Annotated in this window: 20 protein-coding genes; 13 read left to right on the top strand and 7 right to left on the bottom strand. The window is 61.4% G+C overall.

Annotated elements, in window-relative coordinates; genetic code table 11:
• Positions 1 to 7: 7 nt before the first annotated feature.
• Positions 8 to 898, bottom strand: a complete 891-nt coding sequence (locus AACQ95_RS04020; protein ID WP_065401297.1) for a LysR substrate-binding domain-containing protein — start codon at positions 896 to 898, stop codon at positions 8 to 10.
• A 91-nt stretch (positions 899 to 989) separates the two neighbouring features.
• On the opposite strand from AACQ95_RS04020, the gene AACQ95_RS04015 reads away from it, so the two are divergent.
• The gene (locus tag AACQ95_RS04015) at positions 990 to 1,847 is read left to right on the top strand and encodes a DMT family transporter (RefSeq protein WP_241280679.1); all 858 of its coding nucleotides are present in this window, start codon (positions 990 to 992) and stop codon (positions 1,845 to 1,847) included.
• A 20-nt stretch (positions 1,848 to 1,867) separates the two neighbouring features.
• Here the strand turns inward: AACQ95_RS04015 and AACQ95_RS04010 are convergent, their stop codons facing one another.
• The gene (locus tag AACQ95_RS04010; RefSeq protein ID WP_241280678.1) at positions 1,868 to 2,449 is read right to left on the bottom strand and encodes a uracil-DNA glycosylase family protein; all 582 of its coding nucleotides are present in this window, start codon (positions 2,447 to 2,449) and stop codon (positions 1,868 to 1,870) included.
• 102 nt (positions 2,450 to 2,551) lie between these two features.
• Here AACQ95_RS04010 and rarD point away from each other — a divergent pair, with 102 nt between their 5' ends.
• Entirely contained in the window at positions 2,552 to 3,454 is a 903-nt protein-coding gene (rarD, locus tag AACQ95_RS04005; protein WP_043554465.1) for an EamA family transporter RarD, read from the top strand.
• Here the strand turns inward: rarD and AACQ95_RS04000 are convergent.
• Entirely contained in the window at positions 3,436 to 4,167 is a 732-nt protein-coding gene (locus AACQ95_RS04000) for a substrate-binding periplasmic protein (protein ID WP_241280677.1), read from the bottom strand. The two genes, rarD and AACQ95_RS04000, sit on opposite strands and share 19 nt — an antisense overlap.
• Positions 4,168 to 4,211: 44 nt before the next feature.
• On the opposite strand from AACQ95_RS04000, the gene AACQ95_RS03995 reads away from it, so the two are divergent.
• Positions 4,212 to 4,622: a GIY-YIG nuclease family protein gene (locus tag AACQ95_RS03995; protein ID WP_274453396.1), complete on the top strand. Its 411-nt coding sequence runs from the start codon at positions 4,212 to 4,214 to the stop codon at positions 4,620 to 4,622.
• Here the strand turns inward: AACQ95_RS03995 and pspG are convergent.
• The 4 genes from pspG to AACQ95_RS03975 form a co-directional block, all read right to left on the bottom strand.
• Positions 4,619 to 4,837 (bottom strand): envelope stress response protein PspG, encoded by a 219-nt coding sequence (gene pspG, locus AACQ95_RS03990; protein ID WP_043140399.1) that lies wholly within the window; start codon positions 4,835 to 4,837, stop codon positions 4,619 to 4,621. The genes AACQ95_RS03995 and pspG overlap by 4 nt on opposite strands.
• 46 nt (positions 4,838 to 4,883) lie before the next feature.
• Positions 4,884 to 5,090, bottom strand: a complete 207-nt coding sequence (locus tag AACQ95_RS03985) for a PspC domain-containing protein (protein WP_241280675.1) — start codon at positions 5,088 to 5,090, stop codon at positions 4,884 to 4,886.
• A gap of 2 nt (positions 5,091 to 5,092) precedes the next feature.
• A complete protein-coding gene (gene pspA, locus AACQ95_RS03980) occupies positions 5,093 to 5,755 on the bottom strand; it encodes a phage shock protein PspA (RefSeq protein ID WP_043554461.1) in 663 nt (220 codons plus the stop codon).
• A gap of 210 nt (positions 5,756 to 5,965) precedes the next feature.
• Positions 5,966 to 6,694, bottom strand: coding sequence for a 1-acylglycerol-3-phosphate O-acyltransferase (locus AACQ95_RS03975; RefSeq protein ID WP_043554460.1), 729 nt, complete (start codon positions 6,692 to 6,694; stop codon positions 5,966 to 5,968).
• A 175-nt stretch (positions 6,695 to 6,869) separates the two neighbouring features.
• On the opposite strand from AACQ95_RS03975, the gene AACQ95_RS03970 reads away from it, so the two are divergent.
• From AACQ95_RS03970 to AACQ95_RS03925, 10 genes are all read left to right on the top strand, one after another.
• Positions 6,870 to 7,247 (top strand): hypothetical protein, encoded by a 378-nt coding sequence (locus AACQ95_RS03970; RefSeq protein WP_241280674.1) that lies wholly within the window; start codon positions 6,870 to 6,872, stop codon positions 7,245 to 7,247.
• 50 nt (positions 7,248 to 7,297) lie between these two features.
• On the top strand, positions 7,298 to 9,340 hold the full coding sequence (locus AACQ95_RS03965) for a protein-disulfide reductase DsbD family protein (RefSeq protein WP_241280673.1): 2,043 nt from the start codon (positions 7,298 to 7,300) through the stop codon (positions 9,338 to 9,340).
• A complete protein-coding gene (locus tag AACQ95_RS03960; RefSeq protein ID WP_103472166.1) occupies positions 9,337 to 10,080 on the top strand; it encodes a DsbA family protein in 744 nt (247 codons plus the stop codon). The genes AACQ95_RS03965 and AACQ95_RS03960 overlap by 4 nt, the downstream gene beginning before the upstream one ends.
• Before the next feature lie 3 nt (positions 10,081 to 10,083).
• A complete protein-coding gene (locus AACQ95_RS03955) occupies positions 10,084 to 10,608 on the top strand; it encodes a protein disulfide oxidoreductase (RefSeq protein WP_241280671.1) in 525 nt (174 codons plus the stop codon).
• A 249-nt stretch (positions 10,609 to 10,857) separates the two neighbouring features.
• Positions 10,858 to 11,142, top strand: coding sequence for a cold adaptation protein ActJcold adaptation protein ActJ (atcJ, locus tag AACQ95_RS03950; protein ID WP_096119877.1), 285 nt, complete (start codon positions 10,858 to 10,860; stop codon positions 11,140 to 11,142).
• A gap of 6 nt (positions 11,143 to 11,148) precedes the next feature.
• Positions 11,149 to 11,679, top strand: a complete 531-nt coding sequence (atcA, locus tag AACQ95_RS03945) for a cold adaptation protein AtcA (RefSeq protein WP_103472164.1) — start codon at positions 11,149 to 11,151, stop codon at positions 11,677 to 11,679.
• A 13-nt stretch (positions 11,680 to 11,692) separates the two neighbouring features.
• Complete coding sequence (gene atcB, locus AACQ95_RS03940; protein WP_098982089.1) at positions 11,693 to 12,454, top strand: cold adaptation protein AtcB; 762 nt, start codon at positions 11,693 to 11,695, stop codon at positions 12,452 to 12,454.
• Between the two features lie 11 nt (positions 12,455 to 12,465).
• A complete protein-coding gene (gene atcC / locus AACQ95_RS03935) occupies positions 12,466 to 13,371 on the top strand; it encodes a cold adaptation protein AtcC (RefSeq protein ID WP_241280669.1) in 906 nt (301 codons plus the stop codon).
• 193 nt (positions 13,372 to 13,564) lie between these two features.
• Positions 13,565 to 13,816: a hypothetical protein gene (locus AACQ95_RS03930; protein ID WP_277604567.1), complete on the top strand. Its 252-nt coding sequence runs from the start codon at positions 13,565 to 13,567 to the stop codon at positions 13,814 to 13,816.
• A 182-nt stretch (positions 13,817 to 13,998) separates the two neighbouring features.
• Positions 13,999 to 14,373, top strand: a complete 375-nt coding sequence (locus AACQ95_RS03925) for a hypothetical protein (protein ID WP_241280666.1) — start codon at positions 13,999 to 14,001, stop codon at positions 14,371 to 14,373.
• The last annotated feature ends 457 nt before the right edge of the window (positions 14,374 to 14,830 follow it).

Here is a 14,830-nt window from a genome sequence, read left to right as displayed (position 1 = left end):
CAAGCAGTTATAGCGCCATGCTCTGGCGCGTCTCCATCATCAGCCATTGGCGCAGCCGGCTGATGGCGGGCTCATGGGCCCGGGATCGCTTGCAGGTAAAGTAGAAGGCATCCCCCGTCTCCAGCTGGTGTACCGGCAAGGCCACCAGCTGGGGATCATCGGGCCGCAGCATGTAGTCGTTCACAAACGCCACTCCCTGATCCCAGGCCGCCGCCTCCATCGCCAGCAGCACATGGCTGAAGTGGTGCATCCGCGCCTCGTCCGGGATGACCAGGCCGCCCGCCTTGGCCCAGCGCTGCCAATCCTCCCCCCGCGCCTTGTAGATGGATTGCACCGACAGCAGCGGCAACTGCCAGATGGCCTCGGGCCACTCCCCCTCCAGCTGTTGCAACAGGCGGCGACTGCAGACCGGGAACAACCGCTCCTGATAGATGAGATCGTGGCAATAACCACGGCCGTGCGGCGAGACTGTGATGAAACAGTCCGCCACCCGATCGGAGAGCTCGGGATCTTCTGCCACCATCTCCAGACTCAAATCCAGCTCGGGATAGAGCTGACGTAGCCCCGCCAGACGCGGGATCAGCCACTTCACCGCGAACGAGCTATAGACCGCGAGCCGCAGCCGCATCTCGCCACCGCCGCGCAGCTGTTCGCTGCTCTGGGCGATCTGGCCAAGCCCGGCCGCTATGCCTTCGAAGTAGACCTCCCCTTGGGCGGTCAGCGACAGCAGCCGCCCCTGGCGCAGCAGCAAGCGCTCACCCAGAAAATCCTCCAGCAGGCGGATCTGGTGGCTGACCGCACTCTGGCTGACGTTGAGTTCGAGGGCCGCACGGGAAAAACTGAGCAGGCGGGCGACCGCTTCGAAATATTGAACGGCGCGCAGGGGAGGCAGCTTCATTATCCAAAATTCTCATAGATGGTGACTTTTTATCATTTTACTGGATAACTGACCCCGCGCTACCCTGCCCTCATCTGATGTGGGAGGTGGTATGAATGCAGTCGGGATCGGTATCCTCTATCTGGTGCTGGGCAACATGGTGGCGGTCTTTTCTGATGCGCTGGTCAAGGTGCTGGAGCCGAGCCAGCCCGTGTTCCAGTTTGTCTTCTTTCGCCAGCTCTCCGCCGCCCTCTTGCTGACGCCCTGGCTGCTCTGGTCATGGCGTCGCAATCCGCCGGTCGCCATCAAGTGGCATCTGCTGCGGGCCCACATCTGGGCGGTTGGCGTCTGTCTGATGGTCATTGCCCTCACCCGCTTGCCGCTCGCCACCGCCAACGCCCTCTTCTATGCGGCCCCGCTGATGATGGTGCCGCTGGCGGTGTGGATGGCGGGGGAAGCCATCTCGCGCCAGAAGGTGCTGACTGCACTCATCGGTTTTATCGGAGTGCTGATCGTGCTGCGGCCGACCGAGGTGAACTGGGCCGCGCTGGCGGCACTCGGGGTGGCGTTCTCCATGGCGCTCAACAACTTGCTGATCAAGCGGATCCCGCTCCAGCAACCCATAGCCCAGACCCTGTTCTTCACCAACGTGCTGAGCATGCCTTTCATACTTGCGCTGGCACTATGGGAAGGGGGCGATTGGCAGTGGCAGATGTGGTGGCCCGCCTTCGGTTCATCGGCGCTGATCATGGTCTATGCGGGCTTGTGCGTGGTGGCCTATCGCAAGGCGGAGGCGAGCAAGATCGCCTCGGCAGAATATACCGGTCTCTTGATGGCAGTCGCCATCGGGGTCTGGCTGTTTGACGAGCAGCCGGGTCTGCCGCTGCTGCTGGGGTGCTTGTCCATCATAATCCCGCTGCTTGCCATGGCCCGCAGCAAACCCAAACCGCTGACGGAACCTGCGGTCTGACGCAGAGGCAAGTACTAGGGTCACACCAGCAAGGGGGCGACCCTTTGCCGCAGATGGGGGAGCACATCCTGCTCGAACCAGGGATTCTTCTTGAGCCAGAAGGTGTTGCGCGGGGACGGGTGCGGCAACGGCAGCCAGGCGGGACCATAGTCGGCACAGCTGCGCACCGTCTCGGTGAGCGAGCCTTTGCTGGCCTTGCCCAGATAGTACTGTTGGGAATACTGGCCGATGAGCAGGGTCAGCTCGATATTGGGCAGCAGCATCAACACCTTGTCGTGCCAGGTGGGCGCACATTCGGGTCTGGGTGGCAGATCCCCCGACTTGCCCTTGCCGGGGTAGCAGAGCCCCATCGGCATGATGGCGATGCGGGACTCGTCGTAGAAGGTCGTTTTATCCACGCCGAGCCAGTGACGCAGCCGATCGCCGGAGGGGTCATCCCAGGGGATGCCGCTGGCATGAACGCGGGTACCGGGCGCCTGGCCGATGATCAGCAAGCGGGCGCTTTCGGCGCCACGGATCACCGGGCGTGGCCCAAGTGGCAAATGAGCCTCGCATAACCGGCAGGCCCGGATCTGTTCAAACAGCGTATCGAGTCGGTTCATGGGCCCGATAGTAACAGAATTTCCCCCTCCATCCTGCTTGTGAAAGCGTCAGCGGGTACTTATCATGCGACCACAAATGTTTAATTTAATAAACGGAGAGAGATGAAGAACTGGATGGGCACCGGCAGCGCGGCCCTCTCATTCGTGCTGTGGGGCATGCTGCCCCTCTATTACCAGTTCATGCCGGAGGTCAACATGTGGGAGCTGCTCTCCCATCGTGTCCTCTGGTCGGCGGTACTGCTGGGCACCCTCTTCGCCCTGCTCGGCTACCGGGTGCCCTGGGCGCGCCTGCGCAGTGAACCCCGCCAACTCGGCCTCATACTGCTGGCGGGCCCCGTCATGTCCATCAGCTGGTGCATGTTCACCTGGTGTCTGACCACGGGGCAGGTGCTGGCCACCAGCCTCGCCTTCTTCATGACGCCGCTGTTCAATATCGTGTTCGCCGTGCTCTTCCTCAAGGAGCGGCTCACCCCGCAAAAGCATCTGGCGGTCGCCCTGGCGCTGGCGGGGCTGGCCTACATGCTGTTCTCCTACGGCCAGCTGCCCTGGTTCTCCCTCATCATGGGGGCCAACTTCGCCTTCTACGGCCTGCTCAAGAAGAAGGTGCACTACGACGCCGGCGTCAGCCTCTACCTCGAGGCCCTGGTCCAGCTGCCGGTCGCTTTGCTGATCATCGGCGCTCTGGCCCTGAGCGGCATGAGCCAGTTCATGGCCGGTGACTGGGCCGATCGGTTGCTGCTGATGGGCAGCGCCCCCGCCACCCTGCTGCCGGTGGGCCTGTTCTGCTACGCCGTGGCGCGCACCCGCATGAGCACAGTGGGATTGCTGCAATACATAGAACCCAGCCTCGCCTTCCTGCTCGCCCTCTTCTGGTTTGGCGAGACGGCGGATCCGGTGAAGTCGGTGGGATTTGCCTTCGTCTGGGCGGGTCTGCTGGTGAGCCTGCTGCCGCTGCACAAACTCAGGCGCGGGGCCGGCAACCCTGCTCAGGGTCTGCCACGATAGGATTCCAGGATGGCGTGCCACGCGGGATCCTGGTCCATCTGCTCGGCGATGTCGTTCAGCCGGGCATGCAGCTCGCTGCGGGATCTCGGCAGCAAGAGGTGGCGGGTATAGCTGGACTGGGGAAAGGGCGAGACGAACAACTTGCCCTCATAGGCATCATGAATGAAGAAGGAGAGTGCCGAACCCGGTACCAGCGTCACATCGATGCGGCCCCGCATCAGCAGGCTGAAATTGGTTTTGACCTTCTTGGCATCGTGGCGCACCAGCTCGCCCCGGGCCACGGCATCATCGATCCCCTGATAGCGATAGCCCTCTATGCCACCGAAGACCAGTCCCTTGAGGGAATCCGGGCCGCGATAGGTGACGGGTCTGGCCGCGCTGGAGATGAGCTCGTTGGTGTCACGCATGATGGGAAAGGTCCACAGATAGCGCTCGCGCTGGGGATCCCCAACCCAGGCGGGATTGACCCAGGCCACCAGGCCGTCAAAGCCGGGATCCGACATCTCCAGCGCCAATCTGGCCCGATTGACCAGCCAGAGCTCAAGCCTGGGTTCTCCACCGAGCCTTTCATTGAGATACTTGACCAGATCCCGGCTCAGCCCCGTCTTCTCCCCTGTCATGAAAGGGGGATGCTGATGGTAATCATAAACACGGGTCGTCTCCCCCAGAGCCGGGACCGACAACAGGCACCACAACCAGAACCAGACTCGCATCGCACCTCCTTGGACTGCTCTTGAGTTTGGCACAGACAGATCAAATGAGAAAAGCAGCGATGGACACAGAACCGACCAGCTCACCCCCAACCAGCCAGTGGTCCCTCTATCTGGTACGCACCGCGACCGGCCTGCTCTATACGGGGATCAGCACGGATCCAATAAGGCGGTTGCGCCAGCATCAGAGCGGCAAGGGATCCCGCGCCCTGCGCGGCAAGGGACCGCTCACACTGGTCTGGCAGCAGATGGTGGGCGACAAGGGGGCGGCGCTGCGACTCGAATACCGCCTCAAGCAGCAGAGCAAGGCCTTCAAGGAGCGCCTGGTGCGGGAGCCGGATGGCTGGGTCGACTGGAGCCAGCCCTGGCTGGCAGCTGTCGAGCAGGCGATGAAGAGGCCACAAAAAAGGCCACTGCGAGCAGTGGCCAAGGCAGGATCCGATAGCAGGGAGGCTTAACGGTAGGTATTGGATTGCTTGCGCCGGTTGCTGATGAGCCAGCACACCACCAGCAGCACCAGCAACCAGGGCGCCAGCTTGATGATCAGAGCGAACATGCCGGCCAGGGCCCCAAACAGCACGAAGAGGCCGCTCACCAGCAGCATGGCCAGCACGGTAAACCCCGCCAGCGCCATGGCCACCAACACCAGCATCAAGACGATAAATTCCAGCATGTTCTGCTCCTCACAGGCTTCTCTTGCCGGCTGAAGGACCCTGTGGTCAGTCCAGCCAGCGCTTCAATTCACGACGGGGCGGCATGATCAGCACCGCCAGCAGATAGGCGGCCAGGGTCAGTGGCGGCATCAGGATCAGGGCGATCAGCGCCACTATCCGTACCGTCACCCTGGAGAACCCCAGCCCGTTGGCGATGCCGGCGCAGACCCCGGTCAACTTGCGATGGGCAAGGTCCTTCGGCCAGGGCGTCATCTTTATGCCTCCACCTTCTGACCCTTCAGCCGGGCCAGTTCGCGCTCAATCTCGTCGTTCAGCTCCAGCTCGCGGAACTGGGCCTCCAGCGAGGGATTCTGCCCCAGAGTCGCCGCCTCCAGCTGGGCTTCCAGCTGATCGACCCGCCCCTGAAAGCCGTCGAAACGGGCCATCAGCTCGTGCATGCGCTGGTTGTCGACCTGGGCGCGGGCACGGATGCGGCTGTGGGCGGTCTGCTCGCGCAGGGTCAGCATCTTCTGCTTCTCGCGGGCTTCGGTCAGCTTGGCGGCCAGCCGCTCGCTGTCGGCGGTGAGCTGGGCCAGCACCTCGGCCACCCGGGCCTTGTCCTGCTCCAGCTGGTCACATTTTTTGGCCTCGGCCAGCTTCTCGGTGAGGGCGGCACGGGCCAGATCCTCACGCCCCTTCTGGATGGCGAGCTCGGCCTTGGCCGACCACTCCAGGATCTGGTGTTGCAGCGCCTGCTGGTGGCGTTCCAGCTGCTTCTGCTCGGCGATGACGCGGGCGGCCTGGGTTCTCATCTCGACCTGGACCTGCTCCATCTCCTCGATCATCAGGCGCAGCATCTTCTCCGGCTCTTCGCTCTTGTCGAGCAGGCTGTGCAGGTTGGCATTGATCACGTCGGTCAGGCGGCTAAATACGCTCATGGTCTGGTTCCTTGTTCATGGGGATGGCTATCTCTTCCCATAGCATTACAAGAGCCATGCCAAGATAATTTATCGTTGTTTTACAGATAGATGGGGATTAGCGGCAGATATTCAAGGCGAATGAAATGGTGAAAAATACCAATAAAGTAGCGATTTTCACCAATTAAAAAGGGAGCCGGCGGCTCCCTCTATGTCGTCTTGCGTTCAGACTCAGGCGGCCTGATGGCGACCCAGCTTGCTGTCCAGCTCGACCAGCTTGGCTTCCATCCGGGCACGGCAGTTGTCAGACAACTCGCGAATGCCGGCGGCGCCGTGCTCCTTGCTGCAGACAGGTGCCATGACTTCCAGCAACACCTCGCCATTGTCCCAGCGGTTCAGGTCGATCTGGCCGAAGTAGCTGGAACAGACGATGGGCACCACGGGCACCTCGGCCTGCACGGCGGTGTGGAAGGCGCCGGCCTTGAACGGCAGCAGGCCGCGCCCCTTGGAGCGGGTCCCTTCCGGGAACATCCAGATGGAGGTGCCGTGATGCTTGATGCGATCCACCACCTGGCCTATGGTACCGATGGCACGGGAGCGGTTGGAGCGGTCGATCAGCACGTTGCCTGAGAGCCAGAAGAGGAGGCCGAAGAAGGGCAGCCACAGCAGGCTCTTCTTGCCCACCGCCACCACGCCGGGCATGACGGCACCTGTCACCGTGAAGATGTCGAAATTGCTCTGGTGGTTGCAGACGTATACCGCCGGGCCAACCGACTTTACCTCGTCCGGTATGATGACCTTGACCTTGAGGCCGAGCAGCGGGCAGATCGCATGGTACATGCGGGCGAAGACAAAGACGTTGTTGGGATGACGCGGACGCACCAGACAGAGCAACAGACCAAACACGAACCAGAAAACGAGCAGCAGGGTAAGCAGCAGCACACGGGCAAGTTTGAGCATCGAACACCTCGGATTTTAACTCGGCGCAGTATACTGGTCCCCCTTTTAGCGAACAAGCGTTCGCCAAACAGAACCGACCACCCCGATGTTGCATATGGTCGCATCGAATCCTGCTGACTTGCTCCTGTCATTATTGATCGATAGGATATGCACCATTCAACAGGGTAGGGCTAGCATGATTTTGCGACAACGCGTGGCGACAAGACTCCTGCTGCTGGTCTGCATTCTGGTGCTCAACTGCGCGGCCCAGCCGCTGGCCCGGCTGGCTCAGCTCGATCAGGCCCTCAGTTGCCAGGTACAGCTCCTCCCCTCTTCCAGCGCCGATGCCGACGATGCACAGCCAGCGACGCCTCAGCCGAGCAGTTGCCAGCTCAATGGCAAATGGCTCAGTGCCGCCAGCCTGCTCTGCGTCGAACAGATTTTCTTTGCCATCGCCTTCGTGATTGCCCTGCTGGCCCCGCTGTCGCGCCGCTCACCCACCTTGCCTCCCCCTCGCAACATATCTCCGCCTGAACGGCGGCTTCACCTCACTTTATGTGTCTGGCGAGAATGAGTTAGCCGCGGTTTACACCACCCTAACTTCCATTTTCAAGAGACAAAAACATGTCAAACATGATCAAGACTGCCCTGTTGATGGGCGGCCTGCTGTGGCAATCCATGGGATTGGCCAGCGATACCGGCTGGCTTGTCAGCCCCCAGAACGATCACGCAAAAGTGCGGCTGCAAGCCGACGCCAGCGATCCCGCCCAAACTCGCGTGCTGCTCAGCCTGGCGCTCGAGTCCGGCTGGAAGACCTATTGGCAGAACCCGGGGGAAGGTGGCATAGCTCCTGAAATCTTCTGGGATGCCCCTCAAGCCACCCAGCAGTGGCACTGGCCCGTGCCGGAGCGATTTGACGTCAGTGGTATCTCGACCCAGGGCTATCAGAAAACCGTCAGCCTCCCCATCACGCTTGCCCACAGCAGCAGCGAGGCGCTGACGGGCACGCTGCGCCTTTCGACCTGCAGCAACGTCTGCATACTGACCGACTACCCCTTTACCCTGGCGCTGGATGGCACTGCGCCGGAAGGGTTCGACTTTGCCTACGCCCAGGCGATGAGCAAGCTGCCACAGGCCATGCCTGGCACCGTCACCCTCAAGGCCGGCTACCGGCAAAACCAGTTGCAGCTGACCGCCGACAACCCGCAGGGCTGGCAGGATCCGCAGATTTTCCTCCAGCGCCTGGAGGGCGCCGAATTTGGCAAACCCGAGCTGGAGGTGCAAGGCAACACCCTGGTCGCCCGCATTCCGGTCAGCGATGGCTGGCAGGGCGATGCGCCGGACATACGTCGCCAGCAACTCGGGTTTGTACTGGCCAACGGTGAACAGGCCTGGCAGAGCGAGTTCCAGATAGGTGAGCCGCTGACCCTGCCAAGTCAGGGCCACTCGCTGCTCTGGCTGCTGGGCGCTGCCCTGCTGGGTGGCCTTATCCTCAACCTGATGCCCTGCGTGCTGCCGGTGCTGGCACTCAAGCTGGGGTCGGTACTGCAGCTGGAAACCCGTGAGCGCCGCCCGGTTCGTTTGCAATTCCTGGCGGCCAGCGCCGGCATCCTGGTCTCCTTCTGGGCGCTGGCACTGATGAGCACGCTGCTGCGTGCAACCCAGGGGGCGGTCGGCTGGGGCATCCAGTTCCAGAGCGTCTGGTTTATCGGCTTCATGGTGGTGGTGACGGCGCTGTTTTGCGCCAACCTGCTGGGGCTGTTCGAAATCAGGCTGCCGAGCAACCTCAATACCCGCCTCGCCACCACGGGCGGCAACAGCCTGGGCGGTCACTTCCTGCAGGGGTGTTTTGCCACCCTGCTGGCCACCCCCTGCTCGGCCCCCTTCCTCGGCACAGCGGTCGCCTTTGCGCTCGGGGCCCCGCTCGGTCAGCTCTGGTTCATCTTCACCGCGCTTGGCCTCGGCATGAGCCTGCCCTGGCTGCTGATCGCCGCCTTCCCCCGCCTTGCGCTCTGGTTGCCGAAACCGGGCCGCTGGATGGGGCGCCTGCGCATTCTGCTCGGCCTGATGATGCTGGGCTCCAGCCTCTGGCTGCTCAGTCTGCTCGGCAACCATGTCGGCCAATTCTGGATGCTGATCCTGATGGCGCTGATGCTGGCCGCCCTGCTGTTGGCCGTGGTGTGGCGCCACGGCATTCGGGGCGTGACTCTGGGGCTAGCTCTCACCTGTCTACTGGGCGGGGCCCTGCTGCTGGGCGGCGCCTTCACCATGGAGGGCAAGCCCCAGCGGGACAGCGTCAACTGGCAGCCGCTCTCGGAGCAAGCCATCCAGGACGCGCTGGCGCAGAACAAGCGGGTCTTTGTCGATGTCACCGCCGACTGGTGCATTACCTGTAAAGCCAACAAATTCAATGTACTGCTGCGAGATGACGTACAAAAAGCGCTGAGCGCCCCTGATGTGGTGGCCCTGCGCGGGGACTGGAGCCGTCCCTCTGCCAGCATCGCCGACTTCTTGCGCCAGCGCGGTAGCGTGGCCATTCCCTTCAACCAGATCTACGGGCCCGACCTGCAGAGTGGCGAGATCCTCTCGCCCCTGCTGGACCGTCCGACCCTGCTTGCCACCCTGGCGCAAGCAGGCATTGCCACTTCTCAAGGAGACACTAAATGAAACCGACCCTGCGCACCCTGACCCTGCTGGCCTCCCTCTCTGCCGCCCTGCTGGCCCCGGCCCTGCACGCCGCTCCCTTCACCCCGGAGCAGGAGGCCCGCATCAAGGAGCTGATCCGCGAAACCCTGGTGGCCAACCCCAAGATCCTCGACGAGGCGGCCGAATCCTGGGAGAAGCAGAATGCGGCGGATCAGGCCAGCCAGCTTGGCGACTTCATCAAGGGCAATCAGGATGTGCTGTTCAACAGCCCCACCAGCCCACGTCTGGGTGCCAAAAACCCCAAGCTGACCCTGGTGTCCTTCACCGACTACAACTGCCCCTACTGCAAGCAGTTCGACCCTCATCTGGCCAGGTTGCTGAAGGCCTATCCAAATGATGTCGGGCTGGTGATCAAACTGCTGCCGTTCAAGGGGCAGAGCTCCGCCAAGGCGGCCCAGTACAGCCTGACCCTGTGGCAGCAGGATCCCGCCCGCTTCCTCACCCTGCACGATAAGCTGATGAGCAAGCAGGGCATGCTGACCGAGACGGACATCAACAAGGCGCTGGCGGCCACCGGCAACACGGCGCTCAAACCCGAAGCCAAGGCCACCGAGGAGCTGCGCAACAGCCTGCGCATCGGCACCTTGCTCGGCGTGCAGGGCACACCGGCGACCCTTGTCGGCAACCAGCTGGTGTCGGGCGCCATCCCCTATGAAGAGCTGGAGCAAATCGTCAAGGCCGAACTGGCCAAGCAGGGATAAACCATGACAGAGACTATCACCACCCAACCCCGCTGGCGGCGCTGGGGCAAGGAGGCGCTCTGGCTGCTGCTGTTTGGCGTGGTCATCTCGACGGCGCTGGACCTCTGGCGCAGCCCGGCGCTGCCAGAAGACGGCCCGCTGCCCAGGCTCACCCTGCAAGATGGCACCACCGCCGACCTGCAGGCCATGAGCCGGGACAAGCCGCTGCTGGTCTACTACTGGGCCAGCTGGTGCGCCGTCTGCCGCTTCACCACACCGACGGTGGAGCAGCTCTGGCAGGACGGTGGAAACGTATTGACGGTGGCACTGCGCTCCGGCAACGCCCAGCAGTTGAGCAAGGGAATGGGCAAGAAGGGGCTGACCTTCCCGACCCATAACGATGAGCGAGGGGATCTCGCCGCCCGCTGGCAGGTGAGCGTTACCCCCAGCTTCCTCATCGTCAAGGACGGCAAGGTGGTGAGTACCACCACAGGCTGGAGTTCGGGTCTGGGGCTGAAACTGCGCCTGGCCTGGGCCCGCCTCCAATAACCGACAACGCCCGGCCTGCCGGGCGTTTTTTCAACCGCCATCACACATGCCCCGCCCTCTTGTTGCCAAAATGGCAGCGATTGGAGCTTTTTCTCTATTGGCAACTTGCTTGCCATATCGCCTCCTATTCATGGCGGAGCTGGCCTGTTTCCGTTAAAATGACGGGTTTTTGCCGTGCCTGGTTTCTCAAGCTCCACCATCAGGCGCCCGCAGTGTGAATTCCAAGATGCCAGTGATGCAGGATCTGCCATGAACAACTACTTTCGGGTGCTGGGCGTCAAGTCCAACGCCAACGAAAATGACATCAAAAAAGCCTATCGCCGGCTGTCTAACCAGTACCACCCCGATAAGCTGTTAGGGGCGAGCGAAGAAGAGCGAGAGCTGGCAGCCATCAAGCTGCACCAGGTAAAGCAGGCCTATGAAGTGCTGTCAGACCCGAAACAGCGGGCCGCTTTCATCAAGGATTTCAACAACGTCATCGTGACCGATCCCGCTTCTGCCATGCAGGAGATGTGGGACCAATTCTACCCCTGAGGCGCTATGCAGAAAAAATGGGACCAGGCGCGGATCAAAGCGCTGATGAGTGATGCCAGCGAGAACATCGAATCCTACCGGGATCAAGACCAGCCCAAGGCACTTGAGCAGTTCACCGGCAAGATGAAGACACTGCTGCTGGCCGACATGAGCATGCTGGAATTCATGCCCGAGTACCTGCCGCTGGCCCTCTATGGCCGGGTGCAGTTCCCGGCCAAGGCCAAGCCTGAGTGGATCAAGTGGCTCGGCAGTGGCGTACAACCCTCATGGGACGAGTTCAAGGTGTCGGTGGCGTTCAACAATGCCGACCTGCCGCTGGTGAAAGCGGTACGGGCCCAGAGCGAAGATCAGCTGATCGAAGCCTGCGCCGTGCTGTTCCAGCTGGACAACCCGCTGCCGCGCGGTGGCCGCCGTGCCGATGACGACTACGAGCTGCGTGACGACGAAGATGAAGACGGGGAAAACGCTGACGCCGACTACAACGGTGATGGTGACGACGACGGCGATCAAGACATGTACGACGAAGTACGTTTCTAACTTGAGGCAAAGCATGCACAGTCTGATAGAAATTACCGCCATCGAGATCAAAGAGCTGGCCGTGATCGAGCCGAAACAGGCCAGCGAAAAGTTCGAGCTGATCGCCAAGACAATGTCCGACGACCAGTTGGCCGAAGTCATTGAACAGATTGATATCGTCACCCTGACCCAGATCAACGGCCAGCATGACATGTCGTTCCCGTCCATCATCTCCGAGCTGATGACCCCGGAGCGGATCCGCGACATCGTCTGCCAGCAGCCCCTCTACTGGGAAGAGGCGATCAAGAACAACGCCGAAGAGCTGCAGCAGCACACCTTCGACTTCCTCAACTACCTGATCCGCACCCAGGACAGCGACGCCAAGCAGGCGGAGATCCTGGAGTGCATCGCCGAGGATCCAGCCGGTCTCTTCTACCTCGCCATCCCCTTCATCGAGTTCTATCGCGGTGAACGCTTCGAGGATGACGAGGGCTTCCACGACACGCTGCACGCCGAAGAGGAAGACCTGGAAGAGGCGCTCTCCTACAGCGACCGCCAGCAGAGCGAAAATGCCCACGACTACCCGCTGGATGACCCGCGCAGCCTCTTGATGCTGATCCGCGAGCTGACCCCCGAGGTGGAGAAAGCCATCAAGGCACTGCTGCGCAATGAGCACTCCAGCTGGGAAGGGATCATCAGCAAGTTCGCCAGCGAGCTGGTGATGCAGGCCAAAGAGAAGAACGACGCCTCCGACGAGTACGCCGAAGTCGACGACATGTTCAGCTTCCTGGATTGAGGAGCCCCGTCATGCAACTAGCCATACGCGATGTCAATCAGGGCCCCTTTCTTACCCAGGTGCTGCGCTTTGGCCGCGAGAGCGAACACTTGAGCGATCAGCAGCTTGGCCAGATCAAGGGCAAGGCGGTGCTGATGAGCCTGAAGTTCGCCGACAAGTACTACAACAAGTACAAGATGCACCTGCTGGAACAGGCCGCCCACGACGTCATCGGCGTGGTCAGCCTGGGGCTGCTGGAGCTGTCGCAACGAGATACCGCCAAGGCACTTGCCCTGCTGCAGGCGCCGGAGGGGCCCATCAAGCCGTTCCAGAAGGGCTGGTCCATGCTGATCTCGGTCAGCGCCAAGCAGCCCGGTGGCAACAGCCTCTATGGCGACGTGGATGCGCGGCTCTTGGACAAGATCTCCAGCCCGCCGGACGTGGAGGAGTGGCAAGGCTGGCAGGAGTACGAGAAGGCGCTGGTGGAGCACAACAAGGCCCGCCTGATGGGCCTGATCGATCAGCACTTCTTCGCCTGCGAGAACGACCACCCCACCATGGAAGACAAGCTGGCCGAGGCCCTGCTCTATCGCATCCTCTGCGGCAATGGCAGCGGCGCGGCGCCCTTGAAGGTGAAGCAGGATCTCAAACGCCGTCTGGCACGAGACATAGTGCTGCAGGAAGCCTGGTACGACACCGACTATCTGGCCGCCCAGCTGGAACTGCTGCTGGCGGAGCTGCCAAGCGAGCTGATCGCCGGTCTGCGTCAGGAGCTCAGCAAGGGGTTTGTCGCCAACCTGCTGCATACCCTGGGCTTTGTGCGCCAGTACCAGCTGCTGCAACAAGAGAACGCCTCGCCGGAGAAGCTCGACAACGTCGAGATGCGCGCCGGTCTCAAGCACCCCCTGCTCGGCTGGCCGCTCTACCACGACTTCTAGGGCGCGTTTTCGCCGCCCACAGAGTTGTACCACAACGCCCGGCCCGCCGGGCGTTGTGGTATCTGGCCGGCGGACATCCTGGCCGGACTACCTCGTTAGCCTAATTGGCCCCGTTTTTGGCAGGGATATAATGCATCCTTCCTACAGGCAGCAGGGGCCAGGCGTGAGCAGAAAACCCGACCGCATCACAGCGATGCAGCAGATCATCGATGCCGTGAAGCAAGAATTCCCGCTCTATCAACCTGACACCTTCAAATGCGGGCCGGACAATACCTGTATCGGCTGCCCCAAGAAACTGATGGAGCTGGTGGATACGGATCTCAGCTACTGGCAATATCAGATCAACCGCGGCATCCCGCCCACCTTCGATGAGCTCTACCGTTTTGGCAAGATGTGCAAGAACATCCGCCGGGCCCTGGTGAAAAATGGCCGGATCCCTGCCTGATATTTTATAAACATCGGCATGGTTTCGATTTTACGGATTGCTTCATCTATCAGGACAAGGACTCCCCTATTGCGTAATGCGCCATCGACAATTTGCGATAAAACACGCTGGTCGCAGATTCCGGGTTACAGGTCTCTGCAGCGTCCAAACTGTTGCCACATCTCAGTTCAGGAGGAAACGCCATGACTCAGGAAAGGATCCAGACCCGCTACCCCCTCGGCGGCCCCTTCGCCAGCCAGAGCGCGCTGAAGCAGGCCATCACCCAGGCCATCGAGACCCACAAGCAGGATTTCTTCCCCCTGCTGGAGCGACTGGTCGATGAGGGCAATCCCGCAGTCAACCTCAGTCAGGAGCACCCGCCGCAGGTGCTGCGCATCGAACTCGCTCAAGACGGCGCCCATGGCCTGGCCCACCTCAGCTACGAATCCAACTTCTTCGAGTGCTGCCTGATCGTCAACGAATATGAGCAGCACCAGACTAGCCTGCCCTTTAGCCTCGAAGGGGATGCGCTTATCTTCGACGTCGAGCTACCGATTGCGTGGAATTTCAATAACTGAGGGATCAGCAGTGTGATGCCGCTTGGTTGCTACACCCGACCAGCTAGCTCCCCTCACCCTGGCCCTCTCCCAAGGGGAGAGGGGACTGTATCGCGCCAGCCCTCGTGCCCTAGCTGCCTTCTTCTAAGTCGCGCATCACCAGACCCCCTATGTCACCGCCATCCGATATAGCTGCGAGCAGCGCCCCCTTCTCCCACTCTTTGTCATAAACAAGGGGAGAAGGGTTGGGGATGAGGGGGGGCAAAAGAAGTAATTACCAACCATATTGCGGCAACCGGCTCTCGCGAAGGTCTGATTACGCTTCGCTATTCAAACCTAGGGCCCTGCGATCTGTAGTGGTCTAATCATCCCGGACACCGTTTTAGGTGGTACAGTCGCCACCATGACCAGAGGTGTTCAATGACAAGATTACGTCGCTCATTCACTGCCGAGTTCAAGCTGGAAGCCGCATCCCTGG

It is taken from the genome of Aeromonas sp. MR19, from assembly GCF_963899305.1.
Classification (GTDB): domain Bacteria; phylum Pseudomonadota; class Gammaproteobacteria; order Enterobacterales; family Aeromonadaceae; genus Aeromonas; species Aeromonas bestiarum.
The sequence above is the reverse complement of the archived record's forward strand: the minus strand, read 5'-3'. Positions and strand labels throughout refer to the sequence as shown.

What these genes read in the sequence shown, in the direction of transcription:
- AACQ95_RS03975 (WP_043554460.1), bottom strand. Translation starts at nt 6,694, where the DNA reads ATGCTCAAACTTGCCCGTGTGCTGCTGCTTACCCTGCTGCTCGTTTTC.
- AACQ95_RS03960 (WP_103472166.1), top strand. Translation starts at nt 9,337, where the DNA reads ATGAAACCGACCCTGCGCACCCTGACCCTGCTGGCCTCCCTCTCTGCC.
- AACQ95_RS03970 (WP_241280674.1), top strand. Translation starts at nt 6,870, where the DNA reads ATGATTTTGCGACAACGCGTGGCGACAAGACTCCTGCTGCTGGTCTGC.
- atcA (WP_103472164.1), top strand. Translation starts at nt 11,149, where the DNA reads ATGCAGAAAAAATGGGACCAGGCGCGGATCAAAGCGCTGATGAGTGAT.
- AACQ95_RS04015 (WP_241280679.1), top strand. Translation starts at nt 990, where the DNA reads ATGAATGCAGTCGGGATCGGTATCCTCTATCTGGTGCTGGGCAACATG.
- AACQ95_RS03955 (WP_241280671.1), top strand. Translation starts at nt 10,084, where the DNA reads ATGACAGAGACTATCACCACCCAACCCCGCTGGCGGCGCTGGGGCAAG.
- AACQ95_RS03995 (WP_274453396.1), top strand. Translation starts at nt 4,212, where the DNA reads ATGAGAAAAGCAGCGATGGACACAGAACCGACCAGCTCACCCCCAACC.
- pspG (WP_043140399.1), bottom strand. Translation starts at nt 4,837, where the DNA reads ATGCTGGAATTTATCGTCTTGATGCTGGTGTTGGTGGCCATGGCGCTG.
- AACQ95_RS03965 (WP_241280673.1), top strand. Translation starts at nt 7,298, where the DNA reads ATGTCAAACATGATCAAGACTGCCCTGTTGATGGGCGGCCTGCTGTGG.
- atcB (WP_098982089.1), top strand. Translation starts at nt 11,693, where the DNA reads ATGCACAGTCTGATAGAAATTACCGCCATCGAGATCAAAGAGCTGGCC.
- AACQ95_RS04020 (WP_065401297.1), bottom strand. Translation starts at nt 898, where the DNA reads ATGAAGCTGCCTCCCCTGCGCGCCGTTCAATATTTCGAAGCGGTCGCC.
- atcJ (WP_096119877.1), top strand. Translation starts at nt 10,858, where the DNA reads ATGAACAACTACTTTCGGGTGCTGGGCGTCAAGTCCAACGCCAACGAA.
- AACQ95_RS04010 (WP_241280678.1), bottom strand. Translation starts at nt 2,449, where the DNA reads ATGAACCGACTCGATACGCTGTTTGAACAGATCCGGGCCTGCCGGTTA.
- rarD (WP_043554465.1), top strand. Translation starts at nt 2,552, where the DNA reads ATGAAGAACTGGATGGGCACCGGCAGCGCGGCCCTCTCATTCGTGCTG.
- AACQ95_RS03930 (WP_277604567.1), top strand. Translation starts at nt 13,565, where the DNA reads ATGCAGCAGATCATCGATGCCGTGAAGCAAGAATTCCCGCTCTATCAA.
- AACQ95_RS03985 (WP_241280675.1), bottom strand. Translation starts at nt 5,090, where the DNA reads ATGACGCCCTGGCCGAAGGACCTTGCCCATCGCAAGTTGACCGGGGTC.
- AACQ95_RS03925 (WP_241280666.1), top strand. Translation starts at nt 13,999, where the DNA reads ATGACTCAGGAAAGGATCCAGACCCGCTACCCCCTCGGCGGCCCCTTC.
- AACQ95_RS04000 (WP_241280677.1), bottom strand. Translation starts at nt 4,167, where the DNA reads ATGCGAGTCTGGTTCTGGTTGTGGTGCCTGTTGTCGGTCCCGGCTCTG.
- pspA (WP_043554461.1), bottom strand. Translation starts at nt 5,755, where the DNA reads ATGAGCGTATTTAGCCGCCTGACCGACGTGATCAATGCCAACCTGCAC.
- atcC (WP_241280669.1), top strand. Translation starts at nt 12,466, where the DNA reads ATGCAACTAGCCATACGCGATGTCAATCAGGGCCCCTTTCTTACCCAG.